This window comes from Ochrobactrum sp. AP1BH01-1 (assembly GCF_018066705.1).
Lineage (GTDB): Bacteria > Pseudomonadota > Alphaproteobacteria > Rhizobiales > Rhizobiaceae > Brucella.
This window is the reverse complement of sequence record NZ_JAGPOU010000002.1, coordinates 1-21,548: the sequence shown is the minus strand read 5'-3', so window position 1 is coordinate 21,548 and position 21,548 is coordinate 1. Positions and strand designations below refer to the sequence as shown.

Below are 21,548 nucleotides of genomic sequence, written 5' to 3'. Positions count from 1 at the left end.
TTAATGGAATCGTTGGAACCGCTCTAACTCACTGTTTCTGCCGCATTTCCGAACGCAAAACCGTTTCACACTTTTGCTGGAAATGCTCTAGAGCGTTCTTGCGTAGTCGGGACAGACCCGAGGGCGCTTTAAAACAGGAAATAGCGTTGCGCCATCGGCAGAACGTCAGCCGGTTCGCACGTGATCAATTCCCCATCCACCCGCACGTGATAACTCTGCGGGTCGACCTCCAGTTTGGGCGTCAGCCCGTTATGGATCATGTCTTTCTTGCGGATATTCCGGATGCCCTTCACGGCAACCAGCTGCTTGTTGAGTTTCAGCTTCTCGCCGATGCCGTCATCCAGCGCCGATTTCGAGACAAAGGTAACCCCGGTGGAACCGAGCGCCCGCCCCAGCACTCCATACATTGGCCGGTAGTGGACCGGCTGCGGCGTTGAGATCGATGCGTTGGGATCGCCCATCGGGGCGGTGGCAATCATGCCGCCGATCAGGACGAGGCTTGGCTTCACGCCGAAGAATTGCGTTTTCCACAGCACCAGATCGGCCCGCTTTCCCACTTCAATCGAGCCGATTTCATGGGCAAATCCATGCGTGATCGCCGGGTTGATCGTATATTTGGCGACATAGCGCTTGGCGCGGAAATTATCATTCCGGCTGCTGTCTTCGCTAAGCGGGCCGCGCTGCACCTTCATCTTGTGGGCGGTCTGCCAGCAGCGCAGGGTGGTTTCCCCGATGCGGCCCATGGCTTGCGAATCCGACGACATCATCGAGAACACGCCCAGATCATGGAGAATGTCTTCTGCCGCAATGGTTTCCCGCCGGATGCGGGATTCCGCGAAAGCCACGTCCTCGGGAATTTTCGGGCTGAGATGGTGGCAGACCATCAGCATATCGAGATGCTCGTCGACCGTATTGATGGTGTAGGGACGCGTCGGATTGGTTGAAGATGGCAGGATATTTTCTTCGCCCGCCGCCGTGATGATATCGGGCGCGTGACCGCCACCGGCACCTTCCGTGTGGAAACTATGGATAGTCCTGCCCTTCATCGCGGCAAAGGTATCCTTGACGAACCCGCTTTCGTTCAGCGTATCCGTATGGATGGCGACCTGAATGTCTTCTTCGTCGGCCACGTTCAGGCAATTATCGATGGCGGCAGGCGTCGTTCCCCAGTCCTCATGCAGCTTCAAGCCGACAGCACCGGCCCTGATCTGCTCGCGAAGGGGTTCGGGCTTGCTCGCATTGCCTTTGCCCAACAGTCCCACATTGATCGGAAGCGCTTCAACGGCTTCTAGCATACGGTGGATGGCCCATGGCCCCGGTGTAACCGTGGTGGCGAGCGTGCCGACCGTTGGGCCCGTTCCGCCGCCGACCAGTGTGGTGGTGCCGCTGGCCAGAGCTTCCTCGGCCTGCTGCGGCGCAATGAAGTGAATATGCGTGTCGATGCCGCCCGCGGTGAGAATTTTGCCCTCGCCCGCGATAACATCGGTTGCCGGTCCGACGACGATATCGACGCCCGGCTGAATATCGGGATTCCCGGCCTTGCCGATCCCGGAAATACGACCGTTCTTGATGCCGACGTCGGCTTTGACGATACCCCAATAGTCAAGGATGATGACATTGGTGATGACAAGATCGGCTGTTTCGGCAGAGGGCTTCTGTCCCTGCCCCATGCCATCGCGGATAACCTTGCCGCCGCCGAAGGTCACTTCCTCGCCATAAATACAGCGATCCTCCTCGATCTCGATGATAAGTTCCGTATCGGCCAGCCGCAGACGGTCGCCCTTTGTCGGGCCATAGAGTTCCGCATAGGCCTGTCTTGAGATGGTTCCCATCTCCCCCTCCTACAGCTTCCCGTTGATTTTAGCATTGAAGCCGTAGACCTGGCGGTCGCCAGCCAGCGCGACCAGTTCGACTTCTCGGTCCTGCCCCGGCTCGAACCGCACAGCGGTCCCAGCCGGAATATTGAGGCGGAAGCCCCTCGCCCGTTCCCGGTCGAAGGCAAGAGCCTCGTTCGTCTCGTAGAAATGATAATGCGACCCGACCTGTATCGGCCTGTCGCCAGTGTTCGCCACGGCGATGGTGCGGGTTTCACGACCGTTATTGAGTTCGATCGTCCCGTCTTCGATGAAATATTCACCCGGTATCATGATCGTCTCCTCGAGCGCATCCCGAAGTGTGCAAGATGCGCGTAAAAGCAAAAGGCCCAAAGGTTTTCTGCGGTGCAGAAAATGTTCTACGGAATGGGATTGTGAACGGTCACAAGCTTGGTACCGTCCGGAAAGGTGGCTTCCACCTGAATGTCATGGATCATTTCCGGTACGCCTTCCATCACCTCGTCGCGGGTGAGAAGGGTAGCTCCGTAGGACATGAGTTCGGCGACGGTCTTGCCGTCGCGGGCGCCCTCGAGGATTTCGGCAGAGATCAAAGCCACCACTTCGGGGTAATTGAGTTTCAGCCCTCGAGCCCTTCGTCGTTCCGCAACCAGCGCTGCGGTGAAAATCAGAAGCTTGTCCTTTTCACGTGGCAATAGTTCCATTGATAGACCCTCTCCACAATCATCTATGTTGCCCATATGCGCGGTGCAGCCGCCGGTTTTCCCAGACCTGTTTCACGGATGACTTCCCAGGCTTTGCGAAACAGTGCTTTGGCTTCCGACATGCGTCCACCGAGATAGCGACAGACGAGCACCCGCTCGAGCTGCGACACGGAAAACAGGCTTTTTCCCGCGTCGCCGAGCGTTTCTCGAATGCGCTGAAGCGTGTTTTCATTCGTGGGGCCGGCATAAACCATCGTTGCAACGATCGGTTTGGCGCAAAATGCAAAAGCCGCGCCCATCGCCTGATCGGCTCCATGAAGGCGAAACTGCTCGAACCAGATCGGCTTTCCGTCGCGGAATATTTCGACCCTCTGGCGAATTTCTCCAGCGTCGAAGCTTTCCTGACAGGCGGGCCGTCCGAGACTGACAATGTCCCACCCGAGATAAACTGCGTCTCCGCTCAGGGAGACATGCGTGCTTATGGAAGCCTTCGCGCCATCGAATACGATTGTTTCCTGCGGGAGATACTCGCAGATACCGCCCTCGCGGACATCGATCTTTGTCGTCTGGATGCTGCGGCCCCGGTCGCTGCGATAGAATTTGGTTGCACCCGGCGTTGTCAGAACGGCTTTGGCGCTCGGCCCTAAAAAGCAGGAAATATCAAGGACGTCCTCTCCAGCGACACCGCCCGGAGGATGGAGAAGGTAGACGTGTGCGCTGCCGTCTTTCTCAGGATAGAAAGGCTGCTGCACCGCGAGCGGCCCCATGTGACGGCGGCGCATGAGACGCGTCACTTCATGACTGTGCTCGAAACCCAGTTCAAGCTCGGCATGCCAACCCTTGCTCATGAATGCTTGCCACCTCTGCGTTGCCGAAAATTTCGATGCAATATCGATATCGAACAATAAAACCAAGGCAGGATGCAATATTCGGGCAGGATAACCCCGCAGATCACTATAGACAAGCTTAATTAGAGACTTGCTTCATACGATCGTCAACTTGATTCAATAGCAAACTGCATAAAAAGCATAGTCGAGTTCACCGGAGAAGTTCCATCGCAACGGCGCGACTACCATTTTCGTTCTATAGACGGGCCCTGTTTTTAGAACGTTTCCAGTTTACTTTGGCTCATCAGGAATGCTCTATCTTTTTGTTTTTAAGCGCGTCTTGCTTCGGAAGCCGTTTCAAGCCGTTCGGGATGCGCGCTTAGAATGCACCCAGGCGGTCGATCACGCGTGCCGGCAGGTGAAGAGCCAGCGAGGCCTGCTCGAAAGTACCCTGCCCCACGGCAAGGAAACTATCGTCCATGCTTGCATATTCGTCTGTGATGAGTCTGCGCAGCAGGTGGCCTGAACCCAGAAGCTTGATCAGCGTATTGGAACTTGCAGAGAGGCTGTGGCCGCCGCTGTCGACCTCGGAAATATCAAGGACCTGAATATTCTTGTTCTGCAGGAAGGCAATGTCGAAGCCGCTGCCGACCCGCGGCGCACCGCCGGCCAGCCTCCGCGAGATATCAAGGGCCCGGTCACGCCGGGATACGATAATCGTGAAGGGCTGGGGCAGATTGTCGATATCATCGATCTGACTGCGGAAAAGATCGGGATCGATGTCGGGGGCAGCAAGAAGCACTCCCCTGATGTGCTTCAACACGTCGCCGCGCTTATCTCCGGATAGCGTTCGTAAGGCTTCCATGACGGCCACCGCACCCATTGAATGGCCGACCACGACGATGCCATCGGCTTTCGTCTGCGCCGCCATCGCAAGCGTTTCCGCCAATCCCCTGCGCGCGACGATCGCGCTGTCCCGGTCATAAAGGTACCGCGTGAACGACGCAGCAGACGCCCATGAAAAATGGACCGGCACCGATGAGACGCCATAGTCGTGAACGATCTGCGCATTGCGAAACAGTCCTTCGGCAAAGTTGTTGTTATAGCCGTGGACGAAAACGAATATTTCACGCTGCGACGCGGGGCGGCTCGCCAGACGCCGGTTCAACTCGGCGATCATTGCGCGCCGGTCCGGCAATGGCGCATAATTTGACGCCGTGAAATGTCGTCGGGGGGCGGGCTTCACCGATGCAGTTTCGACGTTTCCCGGACGGTGTATTTCCGGAATATGTACATCAATCGTCGAGAAGTTGAGTATTGGAGAGCGGTTGCGGGAATAGGCGATGCTTGGATCGTCTATCCGCTCCCGCACCGTCGCAACCGCAAACGGAACCACCGTGCCGGAACGGGCCTGACCGGCCACATCCCTTCCAAGTCCGGTGACAGCTCTGTTCCCGGCACATCCTGCTGCGACAAGCAGAACGAATGCGAGGATGAAAACCTGCTTCAATGCACGCCCTCGCTCGATGGCCGAAGCAGAACCGCCGCCTTATCGCGACAGTCTTCCGGTTTCCGGGCAACGTCATATTACGAGGTTGCCGGCAATGCTCCCTCAAGCGCTTCCTTGAGGCGTTTTTCCTGTTCGAGAGACAAGGACGTTTTCAACACCCTGCCGCGCAGATCCGGGAAGTCCGCCATAACTCTGTCCCACTGGATTTTGCGCAGCAGAACAAACAAAGCAGACGAGTTTTCCGGGATGGTTTCACCAAGCGACACGATGAATTTGTCATCGATACCGTAATCGGCGAGCGAACCCGACAAGGCTCCCGCCCCGGCCCCAACCGCGCCACCAAGCGCCATGCCGGCAAGCGGGTTGAGAAAAATAAGCCCAACCAGTCCGCCCCATATCGCGCCTGAAAGCAATCCCGACCCGGCGCCCATGGCGAGCAAATTGTATTTCTGCTTGAGATGGACCTTGCCTTGTTCGTCCCGGACGACGATTACCGCATCTTCAAGATCGACAAGATATTCCTTTTGAAGCTGGTTGAGCTTCAGAAGAACAGCGTCCGCCTCTCCCACCGTATCAAATCCAATAACGACCAGTTCCGACACAGCCGTGCTCCTTTTTTCGACATCAGAAAAATGATGAGGTCACGTGGATCAGCGACGCCATCTCACCGAGCGAACATTGGTTATTCTTCCGTCTCTGGCCCGCACCGTGACGTCATAGGTTCTGCGATTCCGGTCGCCCCGGTAAAGAAAGTGACTGCCGCGGCAATCCAAAGCGCGGACATTGCGAAAGCCTCGCGTTCTCAGGAGCCTGACGCCATCAGAGCAGCGGATTCTGTGACCGTTGTTGATCCTTACGCCTACGGAAACCGATCGGCTCTGGCTGAAGGCAGGAACTGTCTCGACCACGGTTGCTGCGAAAAAGAAGGCAATGAATGCAAGAATAGCGGTTACTGAATGCAGTTTCATGTTTCCCTCCAAGTAACAAAGAACCACAACTCACAAGCCAAACCGGTTCACCAGCTTCTTATTGTGGGCCTACGCAGCACCTCAGCACGAAGGTGAAGCAGTTCGGGAAAAATGCCATTCAAACAATCTTTTGGAGCGCCTGCCGATGCGATCAGATCAGGAGGCGCTCCAGATGACAAATGCACAGTCCCATCCGCGACGTCCTTATCGGGACCGGAAATCAGCGCTTCATTTGTTTCCAGGGCATTTCTCGTCCTCATGTAACGAGAGTGCTCTATCTGTTTGTTTTTACGCTGTATTTATCCCAAAAACAGGCAGCCGCCTTAAGAGACCGGACCTAACGGCAACGCGCTTCAAAAACGCGGCCGTGCCGATCGCGATAACGGCAGTACTGCACACCGTTGCGGGTTTGGGCGACGCCTACGAGCGTGCCTGCGGCTGCACCGATAGCTGCTCCGGTCAACGCGCCGCGCGTATCGCCGCCAATGGCTGCTCCGGCAAGACCGCCAATTGCGGCACCGCCGACACCATAGCCGGCTGTTCTTCGTTCATCGGTCGTGCACCCGCTGGCGGTGGCGCCTATCACGGCCATCGTCACGACGCTGTACAGGATCATTCTCATCGAAATATCCTTCCCATTTTGATGATGCGCTTTACCGCACAATACATAGGCCGCATCTTGAAAGGTCAAGATATCGGGCGAGTGCCGCATGGCAATTTCTATCCCACAACTTTCAGAGTTGTTCGCGGGAAAAGCCGAATATTTCCGCAAACCAGCCCGTAGCGGGATAGTGCGCACAGAAAGTCAGAGCAACGATGGTGATTGGAACGCCAATGAAAGCGCCGAAGACGCCCCAAAGGGAGCCCCATGCGAAAACTGAAAAGAGCGTTGCGAAAGGCGACAGGGAAATTGTCTTTCCCGTCAGCCGAGGTTCGATCACACTTCCAATGACGGACTGGATAATATTCAGGCCGATAAAGACGGCGAGCGCCAATTGCCAGCTTGCAAAGTGCGTGAACGCAAACGCAGTAATGAAGAGGGTTGCGACCAGCGGCCCCAGAAAGGGGATGAAGTTGAGAATGAACGCAACAAAGCCCCACGTTTCGGCAAATGGGAGGCCAATCAGCCGCGTCAAAAGCCAGACAAAGAAGCCGGTCGCAATGCTCATCAACGCCCTGAGCAGCATGTAAAACCGGATTTTCATCGAAGCTGACCGGCTGGCGCGAAGAAACGCATTCGCAGCCGCCTGATTTTTCAGCCGTCTGATCCGCGCGCCGAACTCCTCGGTTTCAGCAAGACCCAGCAGCACGTAGACCAGCGCCACGATCCAGAAGCTGAACGTATTATTGAGACGGCTTCCTATCGATTGGAGCGTTCGCAAAGTCCAGCTTACACTGAAATTCTCCGACCATAGGACCGATGCGGCAATACCATGCCCATCGAGCCAGGTTCTAAGCTGTTCGTAGATCAGCTGGTATCGAGCTGCGTCGATCAATATCCGGCGTCCGACCTGCCCGACTGTCCAGGCGATGAGCCATCCAAATCCGAGCAAAAGGAATACCACGAGGAGGAACGTGATCGCCAATGCAACGTAGCGCGGCATGACCAACGAAAGCGACCGCTGGATCGGCCAGACAAGCATGATGATGAACAATGCGAAAACGACCGGCGCGAACACCGCGCTGCCGTAATGGAGCAATGCAATCAGCGCGCATCCTGCGATCAGGATCAGGGTTGCATTGCCAGTTTTCAGCATAAGACCTTCCCTGACCCGAGGACAAAATCAGCTTATGACTTCAAGGTATTCCTGTTGAACTATCGGGCTCATCTATTTGATTACCTTGAAAGAATATACGTCTACAAACCTTCCCCTCACGTCGTTTTCGACGCGGCCCCGAATTTCAATTGTATTCCTTGTGCTTATTTCGCGTCCGCGCCAGACTTCGCGCTCGATCCGAACTCTCGTTCTTCCGGTATGGTCCTGGAAAGCATAGTGAGCTCTTCCGACATTGCTCTTGATCGAACCGGTAAGCACGACGCGCGTGCCGACGGGTGTCCGGGTTATGACATCTGCCGTTACAGTGTTTCTAGCCTTGAAAGAACCCAGAAACTGGGCGTGAGAAACATCAGTCGAGCCAACCGAAACAAGTCCCAGCATCAATGCGAGTTGAATCATATGCTGCTTTATCGAGGCCATGAACTACCACCTCCTTATAGCAATGATTGAATTTCTACTTCCGCAAACACTAGACGACCAAGATGATCATCTTTATCGCAGGAATAAACAAGTCTCTTATTTGATGGAAATGAGAAATACCAAGTACGCAGCACATTCGGAAGCACCCGCGAATATCGACAAGAAATGCAATTACGGAACTTTCAAGCTGCTGCCGGGTTCACGCATGGAGGAGCTTGCCATGGAACAGGTGCACTGGAACGACGCTGTCATCATCGAAATTGCCGACGGCATCACGCAAACCGTGAGAACGGTGGCGGATGCCGAGAACATATTGTTGTCCCAATGGAACAGATTCGAGCTGGATAGCCTGGGGGCCGCCATCAAAGCTTGCCTTTTGTGTTCGCACGACATTGCCAGCACGGAAGATGCAAGGCTCGCTTTCGAGCGGGCCGCTTCGACATCCGGCATTCTGGTTTAACCCACCCCATCATGCAGGCGCCTTCCCGATAAAAAGCAGCCACTTCAAGGTGCGACGTTCGGCGTTGCTCAGTTCCGGCGCCATCAGCCGGATGGCCGCCGCCGCATCGACCTCTGCCGCCAGATTGCCGGCAAGCCAATGTTCGGGGACCGCAGGATGTATATAGGACTGTCTGCATACCGCCCTTGTATTCCCGAGCCGGTGCGCAACCTTGTCGATTTCACCATTCAGCATCCGCTTTTTCGCGCTGTCATTGTCAGGCAGGTCGATGCAGCATAGCGCTTCAAGCGCGGCTGACGTTGCCGCCCATGTCCGGAAGTGCTTGGAGGTAAAGTCAGCTTGCATGATGGTTCGCAGATAGTCGTTTATATCCTGTGAGGTAACGGGGCAGCGACAGCCGTCCTCGTCGACATACTGGAACAGTTGCTGCCCCGGCAGTTCCTGTATGGAGCGAACGATACGGACAATCCGCTTGTCGGAAAGTTTCAGGCTCCACATTTTGCCCGACTTGCCGGTAAAGACCAATCGCAGGCCGGAGCCCTCGTCGCGCAGATGCCGATTGCGCAAGGTGGTTGCGCCAAAACTGTTGTTGCTCCGCGCATAATCGGGGTTTCCGACACGCAGCAGCAGCCTGTCCATCAGCCAGATGACGGTAGCAACGACTTTTTCGCGGCAAAGCGAACGCCGTCGCATATCGGCATCGACAGCCTTGCGCAGACGGCTGAGCGCGCGGGCAAAATCCGGCAGGTTGGAGAACTTCGTTTCTTCCTGCATCGCCATCCACAGAGGATGGTAACGATACTGCTTTCTCCCCCGCGTATCGCGACCGGTGGCCTGAATATGTCCACGGTCATCGCAACATATCCAGACGTCGGTCCATGCCGGCGGAATGGCAAGGCTGGCGATCCTGTCTCGATCCGCAGCCGTGATTGCCGACCTGTCAAAACGGACATAACGAAACCCTGTCCCGCAACGCAGGCGTTTGATACCCGGTGCGGCATCGCTGATATGAAGCAACCCGCTCTGGACCGCCTCGGTTTCGGGGGGAGGCACGGAGGAAGATTTTTCAAGCAATGGGGAACCCCGATCCTATTCTTCTTGCCGGATAACCACCACAAACCGCGACTGGTTCCCGGCTGGTGCAAATCCGGTCCGGAACCATCTGGCTGTCAGCCGGTTATCCTGTTCTCCGGAGGATCAAATCGTGCCCCACAGTTTCTGGAAAGGTTATCTCAAACTCTCGCTCGTCACCTGTGCCGTGGAACTGACGCCTGCGACCAGCGAGAGCGAAAAAGTGCGCTTTCACACCCTCAATGCCGAGACCGGAAACCGGGTGGTCAGCCGATATGTGGATTCAGTCACACACAAGCCCGTGCGCGAGGAAGATGAGGTCAAAGGGTTCGAGAAAGACGATGGCAGCTATATCGTTCTTGAGGAGGACGAACTGGAGGCTGTGGCGCTTGAGAGCACCAGGACCATAGACATCGATAAATTTGTGCCGCGCGACAGCATCGGCTGGATCTGGTACGACAAGCCGCACTATCTCGCTCCTTCCGACAAGGTTGGCCAGGAAGCCTTTTCCGTCATTCGGGAGGCAATGGAAAAAAGTTCCGTCTTCGGTCTGGCCCGCCTTGTCATGTATCGGCGTGAAAGGGCAGTGCTGCTTGAACCGCGCGGACGCGGGATCGTCCTGTGGACATTGCGCTACGGCGATGAGGTGCGCAACGCCGACGACTATTTTTCAGCGATCGATGACGGCAAACCCGACACGAAGCTGCTTACCATGGTCCGCGAGCTCATCAAGGACAAGACGGAAGACTGGAATCCCGAATTCCTTCAGGACCCCGTACAGAAGAACCTTCAATCCATGATCTCCGCCAAAAAGAAAAAGAAACCGGCGGCCGGAGCGAAGTCCCGAAAAACGGAGCCGGCAACCGAAGGCAATGTCATCAATATCATGGATGCCTTGCGCAAGAGCCTCGCGAGGGAAGGCAAGAAATCGTAATGCGTCCGCGCTTCAGGGGTGGGGTATAGCCACGCCTTATTTCTTCATTTTCGGCAACGGCGTTTCCGCACTGCGAAAATCCTGCCAGGGATCGCTTTTCAACGCGGCCAGCCGCGTCGGCGTGTTGAGAATGGTAAAATGTGCGGGTCCTATTGCCGGAGTGACTTCCTCCCAGGCGAGTGGCATGGAAACTCCGGCACCGGCGCGCGCGCGGGGAGAATAAGGTGCTACGGCAGTCATGCCGCGCTGATTGCGCAGATAATCGATAAGAATCTTGCCTTTGCGCTTGGCCTTGGAAATCGTCGATACGTAGCGATCCGGGCTATCCGCAGCCATCTGGTCGGCAATTGCCTTGGTAAAGCTCTTCAGCGTGTCCCAGTCCGCCTTCGGCTTCAGCGGTGCCACGACATGCAGCCCCTTGCCGCCGGAGGTTTTCACGAACGCCGTCAATCCAAGTTTTTCCAAACGCTCCCTCGTCTCCGTGGCAGCTTCGATCACGCGCGGCCACGGAACCCCCTCGCCGGGATCAAGGTCCATCGTCAGTGTGTCCGGCAATTCCCAGTTTTTGAGCGTCGACCCCCAAGGGTGAATTTCCAGTGTCGCGGCCTGCACCAGACCGATCAGCCCGTTGAAGTCTCGGATGCTGATATAAGGTTCCTCTTCCTTGTCCTTCGGGTCCTGAACTTCGACAATATGCTCATTCAACCCCTTCCATGCGTGCTTCTGGAAGAAAAATTCTCCCTCGATACCGGTCGGGCAGCGCAGCAGCGCGAGAGGACGGTTGACGATGAAAGGTTCGATACGAGACCAGACCTCGGCGTAATAATCGGCGAGCCCCTGCTTGGTGACGCCCTCGCCGGGCCAGTAGACACGGTCGGAATGGGTGAGCTTCACATCGATCTTCTGGGTGTCCTTGTCGGAAACACGAGCTGGCACGTTTTGCTCCTCCCATTTGACGTCGCAGGCAGCCTTATCCTCGCGCAGCCCCCTGAAGGACGCGTGGCGCAATCGCTTATCGGCAGTCCATGCGCGAAATTCGATCTCGGCTACCAGCTCTGGCTTGACGAACTTGGCGCCGCGCCGGTCATCCGCTGTCAGCGGTACGGCAAACGGGCTTTCGTCCAGTCGCATGGCATGCAGCCTTTTATAAAGTTCCTTCGCCACCTTGACCGAAAAGCCCGTTCCCACCCGGCCTACAGGAACAAGCCCCTTTTTATCCTGTACGCCCAGCAGCAGCGAGCCAATCGCGCCTCTCGTTGCCGTTGAAGGAACATAGCCGGCAATAACAAATTCCTGCCGCCCAATGCATTTGGACTTGCGCCAATCGTTGCTGCGCCCGCTTCTGTAAGAGGCGTCCTTGAGCTTCGAGACAATCCCTTCAAGACCAAGTCCGCATGCATTCTCCAGTACCGCAGCTCCCTTGGCGTCAAAGGCCTCACTGAAGCGCAGAGTGGACGAGGTTTTGGAGAGCAGTTTTTCGAGAAGCTTCTTGCGCTCAGCCAACGGGGTTCCCCGAAGGTCGTTGCCGTCCACATAAAGAAGATCGAACAGATAATAGACGAAGCGATCTGACCGCCCCTCGCTCAAATCTTCCTGCAAGGCTGAAAAATCGGACAGTCCCGACGAGCTTTCGACAACGATCTCCCCATCGAATATGGCGTCATCCACGCCTGTTCCAACAAGATCGTCCACGATCTGTTGACCGAATTTTTCGGTCCAATCCAGCCCGCCGCGCGAATAGAGCTTGACCTCGCCTTGTACAACATGGGCTTGGACACGATAGCCATCGAACTTTATTTCGTGGAGCCAGCGGTCGCCTTCAGGTGCAGCCGGTACGAGCGTAGCGAGTTCGGGCTCGATAAAATCAGGCATTGCTCGCTTCTGACTGTTCTTGAGACGCGAAGCCGCAGGTTTCTTTGCGGCGTCCGACTTCTTCTTGATCGGACCGGTTTTCGATGACCAGCCCGGCTCTTCATCCTCGACATCGGCGATGACGCGACCGGTTTTTACAGATTCGGGCTTTTCTTCGAGAATGTCGGCATCATCGGGCTCCCTGGCGAACTCGTCCTCCCCCTTGATGAGAAGCCAGTTCTCCCGCTTTTCGCCCGGCTTTCCGTGCATACGGACCAGATGCCAGCGCCCTTTGAGTTTTTCGCCGGTGAGTTCAAACTCAAGATGCCCTTTCTTGTATTGTTTATGCGCATCGCCAGTCGATTTCCAGCGTCCCGTATCCCAGACGATTACCGTGCCGCCGCCATATTCGCCCTTGGGAATCGTGCCTTCGAAGCCCGCATATTCAAGAGGATGATCCTCCACGTGCACGGCAAGGCGCTTTTCACCGGGAACGAGGCTTGGCCCCCGCGTCACGGCCCAGCTTTTCAGCACGCCGTCCATCTCCAGGCGAAAGTCATAATGCAGTCTCCGCGCATCGTGTTTCTGCACGACAAAAAGATCGCCTTTCGCCCGTGCGGACTTGCCCCGTGGCTCGCTGGTTAGGGTAAAATCGCGTTTCTTGCGATAGGTTTCGAGTGGCTGTCCCATGATCAGCCCGCCTTCTTTCGAGACTTCGCGCCAGAGTCAGCCCGCGACCTGGTCTTGCCTTTTGTTGCCTTGGCTGGCGTTTTATCGGACCGGCTGAGGCTCGCGCTCTTGCGCAGGGCCTCCTTGAGATCGATAACCTCAGCGGTCTTTGGCGCAGCCGGTTTCCTCAGCGGTTTGCCCGCAATCTTTGCCTTGATCAAATCGGCCAGCGCGGCATCGTACCGATCATCGAAGCTTGCGGGGTCAAAGCTGCCCATCTTGGTGTCGATGATGTGTTTCGCCAGATCGAGCATCTCCCGATCAAACTTGAAAGAGCCGAGATCGGCGAATGCCTCCGCTGCGGCGCGCACCTCATACTGGAAATTGAGCGTGGTGGCGATCAGGCCATGATCGTAGGGACGGATGAGGACCTGTCGCGCACGACGGAAAAGGACGGCCTCCGCAATCGCGGCCACCTTTTCAGCTTTCATGCCATCGCGAACCAGCACGAAACTGTCGTCATCTCCTGCCGGCGCAAGATAATAAGGTCGGTCGAGATAGACGTCATCGATCTCATCGCATTTGACGAAATGGGTGACATTCAGCGTCTTGTCGCTTTCGGGGATCGCTGAAGCGATTTCCTCTTCGTCGAAACTCAAATACGAGCCGGACGAAATTTCGTAACCCTTGGCCTGGTTCTCACGGGGTACAGGCTTGCCGGTATCGCTGTCCACGAATTCCCGGTTGAGGCGATTTCCGGTCTTGCGATTAATCAGGTGGAATGACACGCGCTCCGACGTCGAAGCCGCCGTGAAAAGTGCGACAGGACACAGAAGCTGTTCGATTTTCAACTGGCCTTTCCAGTTTGCACGGGGTGCCATCGATTTATCCCGCTTTCATCAAGCGCCATCTTCATGCCGGGTGGTGCCCCCGGTACGCTTGAGATAATGCGCATATGCAAAGCCGACGACGAGAAGCGCAGGTAATCCGATCAAGACGATCCAGAACAAGAATCCACCCATTTGCCCTCCTCCGCTCGGCTTGCGACGCGTGTTCACGGCATGATTGCCACGCAGGATAAACTCATGATCGGATAAAATTGTTCCGGCATTGCGCGCCGTGTCTCGTAACCATCGAGCGTTGCACGCTAAATACCTTGGATATGCAGAGCACAAGATCGCCGCCTTGTAACCTGCGATGATATTATCTTTCCCGCAGCGCTTCGCGCGCCCTGTTGAACGGCTTGAGGAGGTAATCCATAACGGTCTTGCTGCCGGTATGAATGTCTACGGTAGCGATCATGCCGGGTACGATCGGGAAACGGTCGCCGTGTTTATTAAAGAGCGCGTCTGTTTCCGTCTTTATGAAAACACGATAGTAGAACTCTTCCGGTTTGACTTCGTCCTGAATTGTATCCGGTGAAATACTGACAACCTTCCCCTTCAAGCTGCCATATATCGCATAGTCATAGGCAGTGACCTTGACCGTCGCGGGCTGGTCAGGATGAATATAGGCAATGTCGCGTGGGGAGATGCGAGCCTCGATGAGAAGCTGTTCGTCCAGCGGAACGATAATCATCAGCTTGCCATTGGGCGGAACCACGCCCCCTATCGTCGAAACTTCGATGTTCTTTACGATGCCGCGGACGGGAGACCGCAATGTCAGGCGGGCAAGCGAGTCCGCCCTGCCCCGGATCACTGAAGAAAGGGATTCCACGTCTGCGTTGGCTTTCGCGAGTTCCTCTCGCGCCTTAACGATATAGTCGGATTGGATCTCGGTTTCCTTGAGCTGAAGCTCGACAAGCTGACGCTTCAGCCGGATGACTTCCACATTGCTGGCGGCGCCCAACTTGGTCAGCGACTGGCTGATGGCGAGCTCGTCCTGAGCGAGCTTTTTCGACTCCGCAAGCCAGTCAAGCGAGTCCTTGAGACTGCGTCTGCGCGCTTCATACAGCTTGGTCTCGGACGCCTTGAGCGCGGGAAATGCATCCAGTTCGTCAGGGAATTCCAGTTCGCTTCCATTGACCTCGGCCGTCAGACGAGCCGAACTTGCCAGCGCGGCACGATATTTGGCGGAACTCTCCTGAACCGTCGCCTCCGTGACCGTCGGATCGAGCTGGGCCAGTATCTTGCCAGGTTCGACGACATCATCCTGACGAACATAAAGCTTCGCGAGAACGCCGCCTTCCAGAGACTGGATCACCTGTTCCTGGGAGGTCGGCACCACCTTGCCGGTGCCGGTCGACACTTCATCAAGCAACGCCAGATAAGCCCAGATCAGCAGAATCGCGAAGAACAGGAACACAAGCCGGACAAAACGCTTCGAGCGTTTCAGCCGCGCACCGTCGGCACTTCCGTTCACCCAGTCGCCGAAATCTTCGCCAACGGTCGCCATGTTGCTCTTCTCCGACTAGCGTGCATCCCGAAAGGGCTTTTCTGCGGCTTCGACCTTGCTCACGCCGAGCAATGCTTGCAGCCCGCGTTCTTTGGTGTCGTTGAGGGCTATCTGTCCGTTGTCAACGACGATAAGCCTTTCAACCAGTTCGAGTACCCGCGTGCGATGTGTCGCGATGATCACCGTGCGCCCGGCGCTCCAATTCGCGAACTGCTGGATGAAATGGCGCTCGGTCGCCTCATCCATTGTGGATGTCGGCTCATCGAGCAGCACGACCGAAGGGTCACGGATCAGCAGGCGCGCCAGCAATACGGCCTGCTTCTGCCCACCGGAAAGACCGCTTCCGCCTTCCTGAACAAGATGTTCCAGCCCTTGCGGCAGTTTGCGGATGAAACCTTCTGCCCCGACCATGGCAAGAACGCGCTGAATCTCATCGTCGGAAGCGTCTGGCGCGCCCATCGTGATATTGTCGCGCAGCGTGCCGAAGAACAGCCGTGAGTTTTGTGTCAGAAGCCCGACGTCGCGCCGGACATCCGCCGGATCGATCTGCGGCAAGGACAGGTCGTCCAGCAGAACCTCACCGTCGCTTGCATCGAGAAGCCCCGACAAGGCGAGCAGAAGGGTAGACTTGCCCGCACCGTTTCGTCCGAGAACCGCGATCCGTTCACCGTGTTCGATCTTGAGATCGCGCACCAGCAGCGCCGGAAGCGAATTGTCATCGCCATAGCGGAAGAGCGCATTCTTGAGGAGATACGAGCCTTTGATATGCGGGCAATGAATCCGGTTTTCGCTGTCGGGATGGTCGACCGGCATCTGCATAAGACGATCGAGTCCCTGTTTTGCGATCCTCGCATGCTGCAAACGCCCGGCAATCTGGGTAAACTGCGCCATCGGCGCCAGCATGCGCGAACCGAGGATGGAAGCGCCCACAAGCGCGCCGGTGGTTATGTCACCGCTGATGACCATGGGCGCACCGATGAAAACCGTGAGCGCGTAAACGCCGGTCTGCACATTCTGGGTCCATACGCTCAATCCGTTTGTGACCGAGCGAAGCCTGATCTGCGCCTCGCCCGTAACGGCATTGAAATGGTTCCATTGCTGCTGGAAGCGATCTTCTGCCTGCAGGCTTTTGATATCCTCTATGCCCTGCACCGTTTCCACCAGCATGGCGTTTCGCAGCGATGACTCACGCATAGCCTCGTTGGCGTGCTGGCGGAGACGCCTTTGCAGAAAAATTCCCGGCAGGATCAAAGCCGCAATCGCGGCCAGAGGAATATAGACCAACGGCCCTGCCAGCCACCAGAACAGTACAAGAAACAGAAGGAAAAACGGCAGGTCCGCAATCGCCGCAACAGTCGTCGAGGTCAACAATTCGCGCACTTGCTCAATATCGCGCAACTGCGCGATGAACGAACCTGTCGACGTTGGTCGGGCACGATTGCGCACCCTGAGCGCATGACCGAACACCACATCCGACATTTGCAGGTCGGTACGCTTGCCGAGCATATCGATGATGCCCATTCGCGCGCGACGCATCATGAAATCGAAGCAGATTGCGAGCGCGACACCGCTGAACAGCACATAAAGCGTATTGAACGACTGTGCCGGGATAACACGGTCATAGACCTGCATCGAGAAAATGATGCCCGTCAATCCAAGCACATTGGCGATAAGGGAAGCGACCATCACATGACTATAGGAGCCGAGATCCCTGAAGATGATCCGCCTCAGCCAGTTTTCCTCGAAGGGCTTGATATAGGCATCGACACGCGCATCGGGCACTGCCCTTGCAGGACGAGCCAGCAGAACGCGCCGGGTCTGCGCTACAAGACGGTCGAGGGGAAAAGCGTGTTCCAGACCCTGTTCGCCGCTCAGCCAGACGCCGGCCTCCCGGTCCTTTGAAATCTTGTGAACGACCGCCAGCTGCCCGTCAGTCAGTTCAAGGATGAAAGGCACATGCCAGATGGAAAGATTGATGTTCCGTGGATCGACAAGCTTGATGCCCAATCCCATGCGACGGGCCACCGCTTGAAGCTTCGTCTCGTCCGTGGCTTTGGGGTCCACGGAGACGGCAGCAAGTTTTACCCCCTGAACAGAAAGCGGAAGACGATAATATTGCGCAACAAGCCGCAGGGCGTCCAACCACAGTTCCTGGCGGAACTCCGCCGTCTGCGCATCTTCTGTCGGCTCAAAGGCCAGAGCTGGCCCTTCGGGAGGGACTTCGTCACGTTTCATTGACTGACCATGCCTCCCCGCACCATCGCCGGATTGATGCCGAACTCACGGCGTATTTTACCGGAACTGTAAAGGCAGCTTATATTGAGCCGTCGCAGATCATGGACCGTGTTGGCGATCTGGAACCGCGACTCATGCAGTTCCTGCTCCGCATTGAGCAAATCCAGCAGCGTTCGGGTTCCCAGTTCCAGATATTGTTCGCGATACAGGTCGCGCGTTTTGACCATCATGTCTGCGCGCGATTCCAGCGATCCCTTCAACCGGCCCAATGTACCGATCTGGCTTCGCGCCTCCATGAGGTTGCGCTCAATATCGTAGCGGGCCGTGCTGACGGCAGCTTCTGCCGATTGAAGTGCGTAGGCGGCAGCCCTTTTACGCGCTGCCGTCTGGCCACCGTTGTAAAGGTTCGATGAAACATTCAGGCCAACGGAATATTCCGGCTGGCGGTCATTGCTTCTCGTATCGTCCCGTGATGCATTGAGATCGTAGCCGGTCATCGCCTCAAGCGACAATGTCGGGAGAGCCTCGGCCCGGCTGGCTGCCAGTTGAGCCTTGGCCTCCTCCTTCTCCGCCTTTGCCTGAAGCATGGCAGGCACTTCCTCCCAGTCAGGAACCGCCGCTTCGCAGGCCTTGCCAAGCCAGTCGGGTTCGCCCGAGGCCGGGTTCGGGAAACCACCGCCAATCAGCGCGCCGAGAGCGACTTGCCACCGGTTCAGCTCGGACTGGTACTGCAACTGGGTAGCGAGGGCAGATTCCACGCGCGCATCGGCTTGCACCTTGTCGGACATGGTGCTCGCCCCCTTGTCCGTGCGTTGACTGACGAGACCGGCAATGCGTTTCACGCCTTCCACCTGTTCCTGCGCCAGCGCCGAAAGACTTCTGTAACGCTGCACCTCGACAACGGCGTTGGCGGTGTCGCGGGACAGATCATCGATAGCGAGAAGGAGGCGAGCATTGCTGATACTCTTGACAGCCCGTTCTATGTCGACCGAACTGGCAACCTTGCCGAAATCGTAAAGCATCTGGGACGCCGAGATATTGAAGTTTGGACGCCAGCCTTCACGATTGCTACTCTGATAACCGGAAGTCACACCGGCATTGAGCTTGGGATAATAACCTGCCTGAGCTGCCCGAACGCGTTCGTCGGCCTGATAAATCCGGCCTGTTGCCTCGTCGACCGCGGGATGCCAGCCGACGGCGCGACGGACGGCGGCTTCCATGGTGAGGGAACCAGGGGAAACCTGCACCGCTGGTGCAAGGTTTCGAGCTGGACGGCCCCCATCAACAGCAGGTCCTGGGGGAACGGAACCCGCTGATGACAGGGGCTGAGGAGCCTCGGTTTTCTTTGCCGTCCGGGCAGAGACCTTGGCTCCCATGGCTGTGTCGATCGCAGTGGTCTGGCATGCCGCCAGAAGGCATAAACTGGGCAATATGGTCGTCAAATGATTTAGAACCCGGGCTCTACGCATCGAATATCCGTTATGACCGGCCGAAGCCTGAAAATTTTCGGATGGAACCCCTGCCGCCAGCCAGCCGGCGGCAGGGAGGATCGATCAGACCATATGTGCGGAGTGGAGCGGGTCCTCCTGCGTCAGCGGATCGGGCGTCAGGTAGGCCAACGGATCGGTCACTGCGCTGCTATCATCGACCGTTAACAAATCCGTATCGGTGCTGCTTGCCGCCACATCGGCGGAGCTGCCCCCGACCGTTTCGCTATCGCTGGAAGGCAGAACAATTTCACCGCCACCGTCATCAAGGACGAGTGCCTCCGAGAAATCGTGCTGTGCCGGTTCGGGCGGAGCATCGCTTGCATTGTGCTCGGCCAGACTATGGAGCGGCACGACGTCGCCCGACGGATCCATCGAGAAGCTCTCTGCCGATACCGGGTCGCCCGTCACGTTTGCAAACGCGACGGCAGAACCGTCATGAAGCTGGACAACCAGTTCGGCCGTCGTTTCATAACCGCTCGGAAGAACGATCTTGTAGGTGAAGCTGTCCGTCGCTTCACGATCTGCATATGCCAGCGTGTCCAGCGGCTCATACTTGTATGTGCCGTCGCTGTAGATGGTGAGGTCACCATGCAGACCATGGATAACGGTGCCCGCCGTGGTCGCGTCGACAAAAGCGCCGCCGTCCGCAACCATCACCTTCGAGCCTTCCGGCACGATCCCGTCATTGACGACCACGCTGCCGCTGATCGACGGATCGCCCGAGATCACATGTTGATCCAGATGGGTGACATTCACATCTGTCGTGACCGTCATTGATGTAAGAAGGCTCGAAAGCGTCGTATGGACCCGATAGGTGCCGGCATCAAGACCGAGGCTGCCAATATCGATTGTAGCAACGGTTCCCAGCAAACCGACCGTTATATTGAACGAAATCGCACTATTGGGGACGTCCTGCCAGACACCGCCAACCAGTTCTTGGAGACCAACCGTGCCGCTACTTAGGGCTCCCACTGTGACCGAGACAGTCACGGTGCCGCTCGCAGCTTCATTGGCACCGATGATGAAAGAGTTGCTGTTGGCGGTGTTGTCACCGAACAACCCACCCAAGGATTGCGACTGGTCCAGCAGTGGATCCGTCGGGTTGATCCACGTAACGCTTAGATCAGCCGCATCATTGGTAGCCGCGACGCTGTAGGTCGCGTCCGCCCCGATGTCGGTATCACTCCAGACTAGCCCCTGCCCTTCACTGTCGATACGGACATAAAGTTCTGCCTGGGTATCCGTGTTAGCCACCGGATCATGAAGCGTGTAGGTAAACTGATCTACCTTGCCAATTGCGGCAGCATCCGCGTTCGGCGTGTAGGTGTAGCTGCCATCCTGATGAATGACGAGTTGTCCGTACTGTCCGATGATCGTGGTGCCCGCGGGTCCTGCCGCCACCGGATAATCGGTTCCGTTGAAATTCACGCTGGTGACAATGTGCCCAGCGGCGGCGGCGCCTCCATCATTATCTAGCACATTGCCAGTGGCTTCGCCGGTTTCGATGCTGGTGTTGAGATAGTCATGATCCAGACCGTTTACGGTCATGGTGGTAAGTACCGACAGTCCGATACCATTATAGACCATGAAGGCGCGATACTGGCCCGGATCCATATCGGGGATCGCAACGCCATTGGCGCCACCATCGAGGAGACCGATATTGAGGACAGATCCCCCTGTGGCGGAGCCATCGATACTGGTCCACTGACCCGTCAAGGCATCCCATTTCTGGACAATAACCTGATAGTCGCCGAGCACACCGACATTGGCAAGACCGCCAAAGGCGAAAGTGAGGTCCTGCGTATGGCCGTCCGCGATCGTGAACCCGACGGAAGGAACGCCGAGGACCGTCGCCTGCAGATCGATAAGACCCAGACCAATGCCTATGCCCAACGCATAGGTCGCAGATCCATTATTGACAGCAGTTTCAGCCGGTACAATATCCACGCTGGCAGTGGCGAGATCATCAGCCGCGCCCGGCGTTGTAGTGTTCGGCGTCCAGCCGGCGGAACCCGTGCCCGGATTGCCCGCCGGGTCCGTCACCGCGACCGACACGGTGCCGTCGGGTTGAGCCAGGACAGGCGTCGCTGTCCAAGCACCCGTCGTTCCATCCGCCGTCACGGTCGATGTCGTTCCATCCGGCCAGCTCACAACTACCGTCGAGCCCGGTTCCGTCACGCCCGAAGCCGTCGGGATGTTATCTCCTTCTGGATCGGTCAGATCAATGGTCGTCGTTGGTGGCGTCACATCGACCGTGTAATTCTGCGTATCGGTTACAGGCGCAGCATCATTGCCGGCCGCATCCGCGAACACTGCCTCCGCCGTCACCGTCGGCGTCGTCGCACCGGCCAGAGCACTGCCCGGAACCTGCGCCGTCCACGTGCCGTCGCCATTGGCGACCGCCG

The 21,548-nt window shown here is 56.9% G+C and carries 19 protein-coding genes; 2 read left to right on the top strand and 17 right to left on the bottom strand.

The features are described from left to right. Positions 1-128 precede the first annotated feature (128 nt). The 9 genes from ureC to J9800_RS05455 form a co-directional block, all read right to left on the bottom strand. Entirely contained in the window at positions 129-1,832 is a 1,704-nt protein-coding gene (ureC, locus tag J9800_RS05495) for an urease subunit alpha (RefSeq protein ID WP_114215581.1), read from the bottom strand. A 9-nt stretch (positions 1,833-1,841) separates the two neighbouring features. Beyond that, positions 1,842-2,147, bottom strand: a complete 306-nt coding sequence (locus J9800_RS05490; RefSeq protein ID WP_112587837.1) for an urease subunit beta — start codon at positions 2,145-2,147, stop codon at positions 1,842-1,844. 86 nt (positions 2,148-2,233) lie between these two features. Further along, positions 2,234-2,536: an urease subunit gamma gene (gene ureA, locus J9800_RS05485; protein ID WP_112587835.1), complete on the bottom strand. Its 303-nt coding sequence runs from the start codon at positions 2,534-2,536 to the stop codon at positions 2,234-2,236. Positions 2,537-2,559: 23 nt separating this feature from the next. Then, positions 2,560-3,384 carry an urease accessory protein UreD gene (locus J9800_RS05480; RefSeq protein ID WP_114215721.1) on the bottom strand — a complete coding sequence of 275 codons (825 nt, stop codon included), beginning with the start codon at positions 3,382-3,384 and terminating at the stop codon, positions 2,560-2,562. Positions 3,385-3,742: 358 nt separating this feature from the next. Continuing rightward, positions 3,743-4,873, bottom strand: coding sequence for an alpha/beta hydrolase (locus tag J9800_RS05475; RefSeq protein ID WP_114215582.1), 1,131 nt, complete (start codon positions 4,871-4,873; stop codon positions 3,743-3,745). A 77-nt stretch (positions 4,874-4,950) separates the two neighbouring features. Further along, positions 4,951-5,475, bottom strand: a complete 525-nt coding sequence (locus J9800_RS05470) for a DUF1269 domain-containing protein (protein WP_112587831.1) — start codon at positions 5,473-5,475, stop codon at positions 4,951-4,953. A 703-nt stretch (positions 5,476-6,178) separates the two neighbouring features. Beyond that, a complete protein-coding gene (locus J9800_RS05465) occupies positions 6,179-6,463 on the bottom strand; it encodes a YMGG-like glycine zipper-containing protein (RefSeq protein WP_112588339.1) in 285 nt (94 codons plus the stop codon). A 112-nt stretch (positions 6,464-6,575) separates the two neighbouring features. Continuing rightward, positions 6,576-7,598, bottom strand: coding sequence for an AI-2E family transporter (locus J9800_RS05460; protein ID WP_114215583.1), 1,023 nt, complete (start codon positions 7,596-7,598; stop codon positions 6,576-6,578). Positions 7,599-7,670: 72 nt separating this feature from the next. Continuing rightward, the gene (locus J9800_RS05455) at positions 7,671-8,039 is read right to left on the bottom strand and encodes a NirD/YgiW/YdeI family stress tolerance protein (protein WP_114215584.1); all 369 of its coding nucleotides are present in this window, start codon (positions 8,037-8,039) and stop codon (positions 7,671-7,673) included. Between J9800_RS05455 and J9800_RS22050 the strand changes: the two genes are divergently transcribed. Beyond that, positions 8,038-8,499, top strand: a complete 462-nt coding sequence (locus J9800_RS22050; protein ID WP_286167495.1) for a DUF982 domain-containing protein — start codon at positions 8,038-8,040, stop codon at positions 8,497-8,499. The genes J9800_RS05455 and J9800_RS22050 overlap by 2 nt on opposite strands. Before the next feature lie 9 nt (positions 8,500-8,508). Here the strand turns inward: J9800_RS22050 and J9800_RS05445 are convergent, their stop codons facing one another. Continuing rightward, the gene (locus J9800_RS05445) at positions 8,509-9,573 is read right to left on the bottom strand and encodes a DNA topoisomerase IB (RefSeq protein ID WP_114215585.1); all 1,065 of its coding nucleotides are present in this window, start codon (positions 9,571-9,573) and stop codon (positions 8,509-8,511) included. A gap of 127 nt (positions 9,574-9,700) precedes the next feature. Between J9800_RS05445 and ku (J9800_RS05440) the strand changes: the two genes are divergently transcribed. Next, the gene (ku, locus tag J9800_RS05440; RefSeq protein WP_502696720.1) at positions 9,701-10,504 is read left to right on the top strand and encodes a non-homologous end joining protein Ku; all 804 of its coding nucleotides are present in this window, start codon (positions 9,701-9,703) and stop codon (positions 10,502-10,504) included. Positions 10,505-10,540: 36 nt separating this feature from the next. On the opposite strand, the gene ligD is transcribed toward ku (J9800_RS05440), so the two are convergent. The 7 genes from ligD to J9800_RS05410 all read right to left on the bottom strand — a co-directional run. Next, positions 10,541-13,045 carry a DNA ligase D gene (gene ligD / locus J9800_RS05435; RefSeq protein ID WP_114215587.1) on the bottom strand — a complete coding sequence of 835 codons (2,505 nt, stop codon included), beginning with the start codon at positions 13,043-13,045 and terminating at the stop codon, positions 10,541-10,543. A 2-nt stretch (positions 13,046-13,047) separates the two neighbouring features. After that, complete coding sequence (gene ku, locus J9800_RS05430) at positions 13,048-13,905, bottom strand: non-homologous end joining protein Ku (RefSeq protein WP_112587817.1); 858 nt, start codon at positions 13,903-13,905, stop codon at positions 13,048-13,050. Positions 13,906-13,923: 18 nt separating this feature from the next. After that, positions 13,924-14,046 (bottom strand): hypothetical protein, encoded by a 123-nt coding sequence (locus J9800_RS22045; protein ID WP_286167496.1) that lies wholly within the window; start codon positions 14,044-14,046, stop codon positions 13,924-13,926. A 181-nt stretch (positions 14,047-14,227) separates the two neighbouring features. Then, positions 14,228-15,418, bottom strand: coding sequence for an HlyD family type I secretion periplasmic adaptor subunit (locus J9800_RS05425; protein ID WP_114215588.1), 1,191 nt, complete (start codon positions 15,416-15,418; stop codon positions 14,228-14,230). Between the two features lie 15 nt (positions 15,419-15,433). Further along, complete coding sequence (locus J9800_RS05420; RefSeq protein WP_114215589.1) at positions 15,434-17,653, bottom strand: type I secretion system permease/ATPase; 2,220 nt, start codon at positions 17,651-17,653, stop codon at positions 15,434-15,436. Continuing rightward, positions 17,650-18,873 carry a TolC family outer membrane protein gene (locus J9800_RS05415; protein WP_114215590.1) on the bottom strand — a complete coding sequence of 408 codons (1,224 nt, stop codon included), beginning with the start codon at positions 18,871-18,873 and terminating at the stop codon, positions 17,650-17,652. Before J9800_RS05415 ends, J9800_RS05420 begins: the two co-directional genes overlap by 4 nt. Positions 18,874-19,206: 333 nt before the next feature. After that, positions 19,207-21,548: BapA/Bap/LapF family large adhesin (locus J9800_RS05410; protein ID WP_210845665.1), on the bottom strand; the 2,342-nt coding region annotated here is incomplete at its 5' end.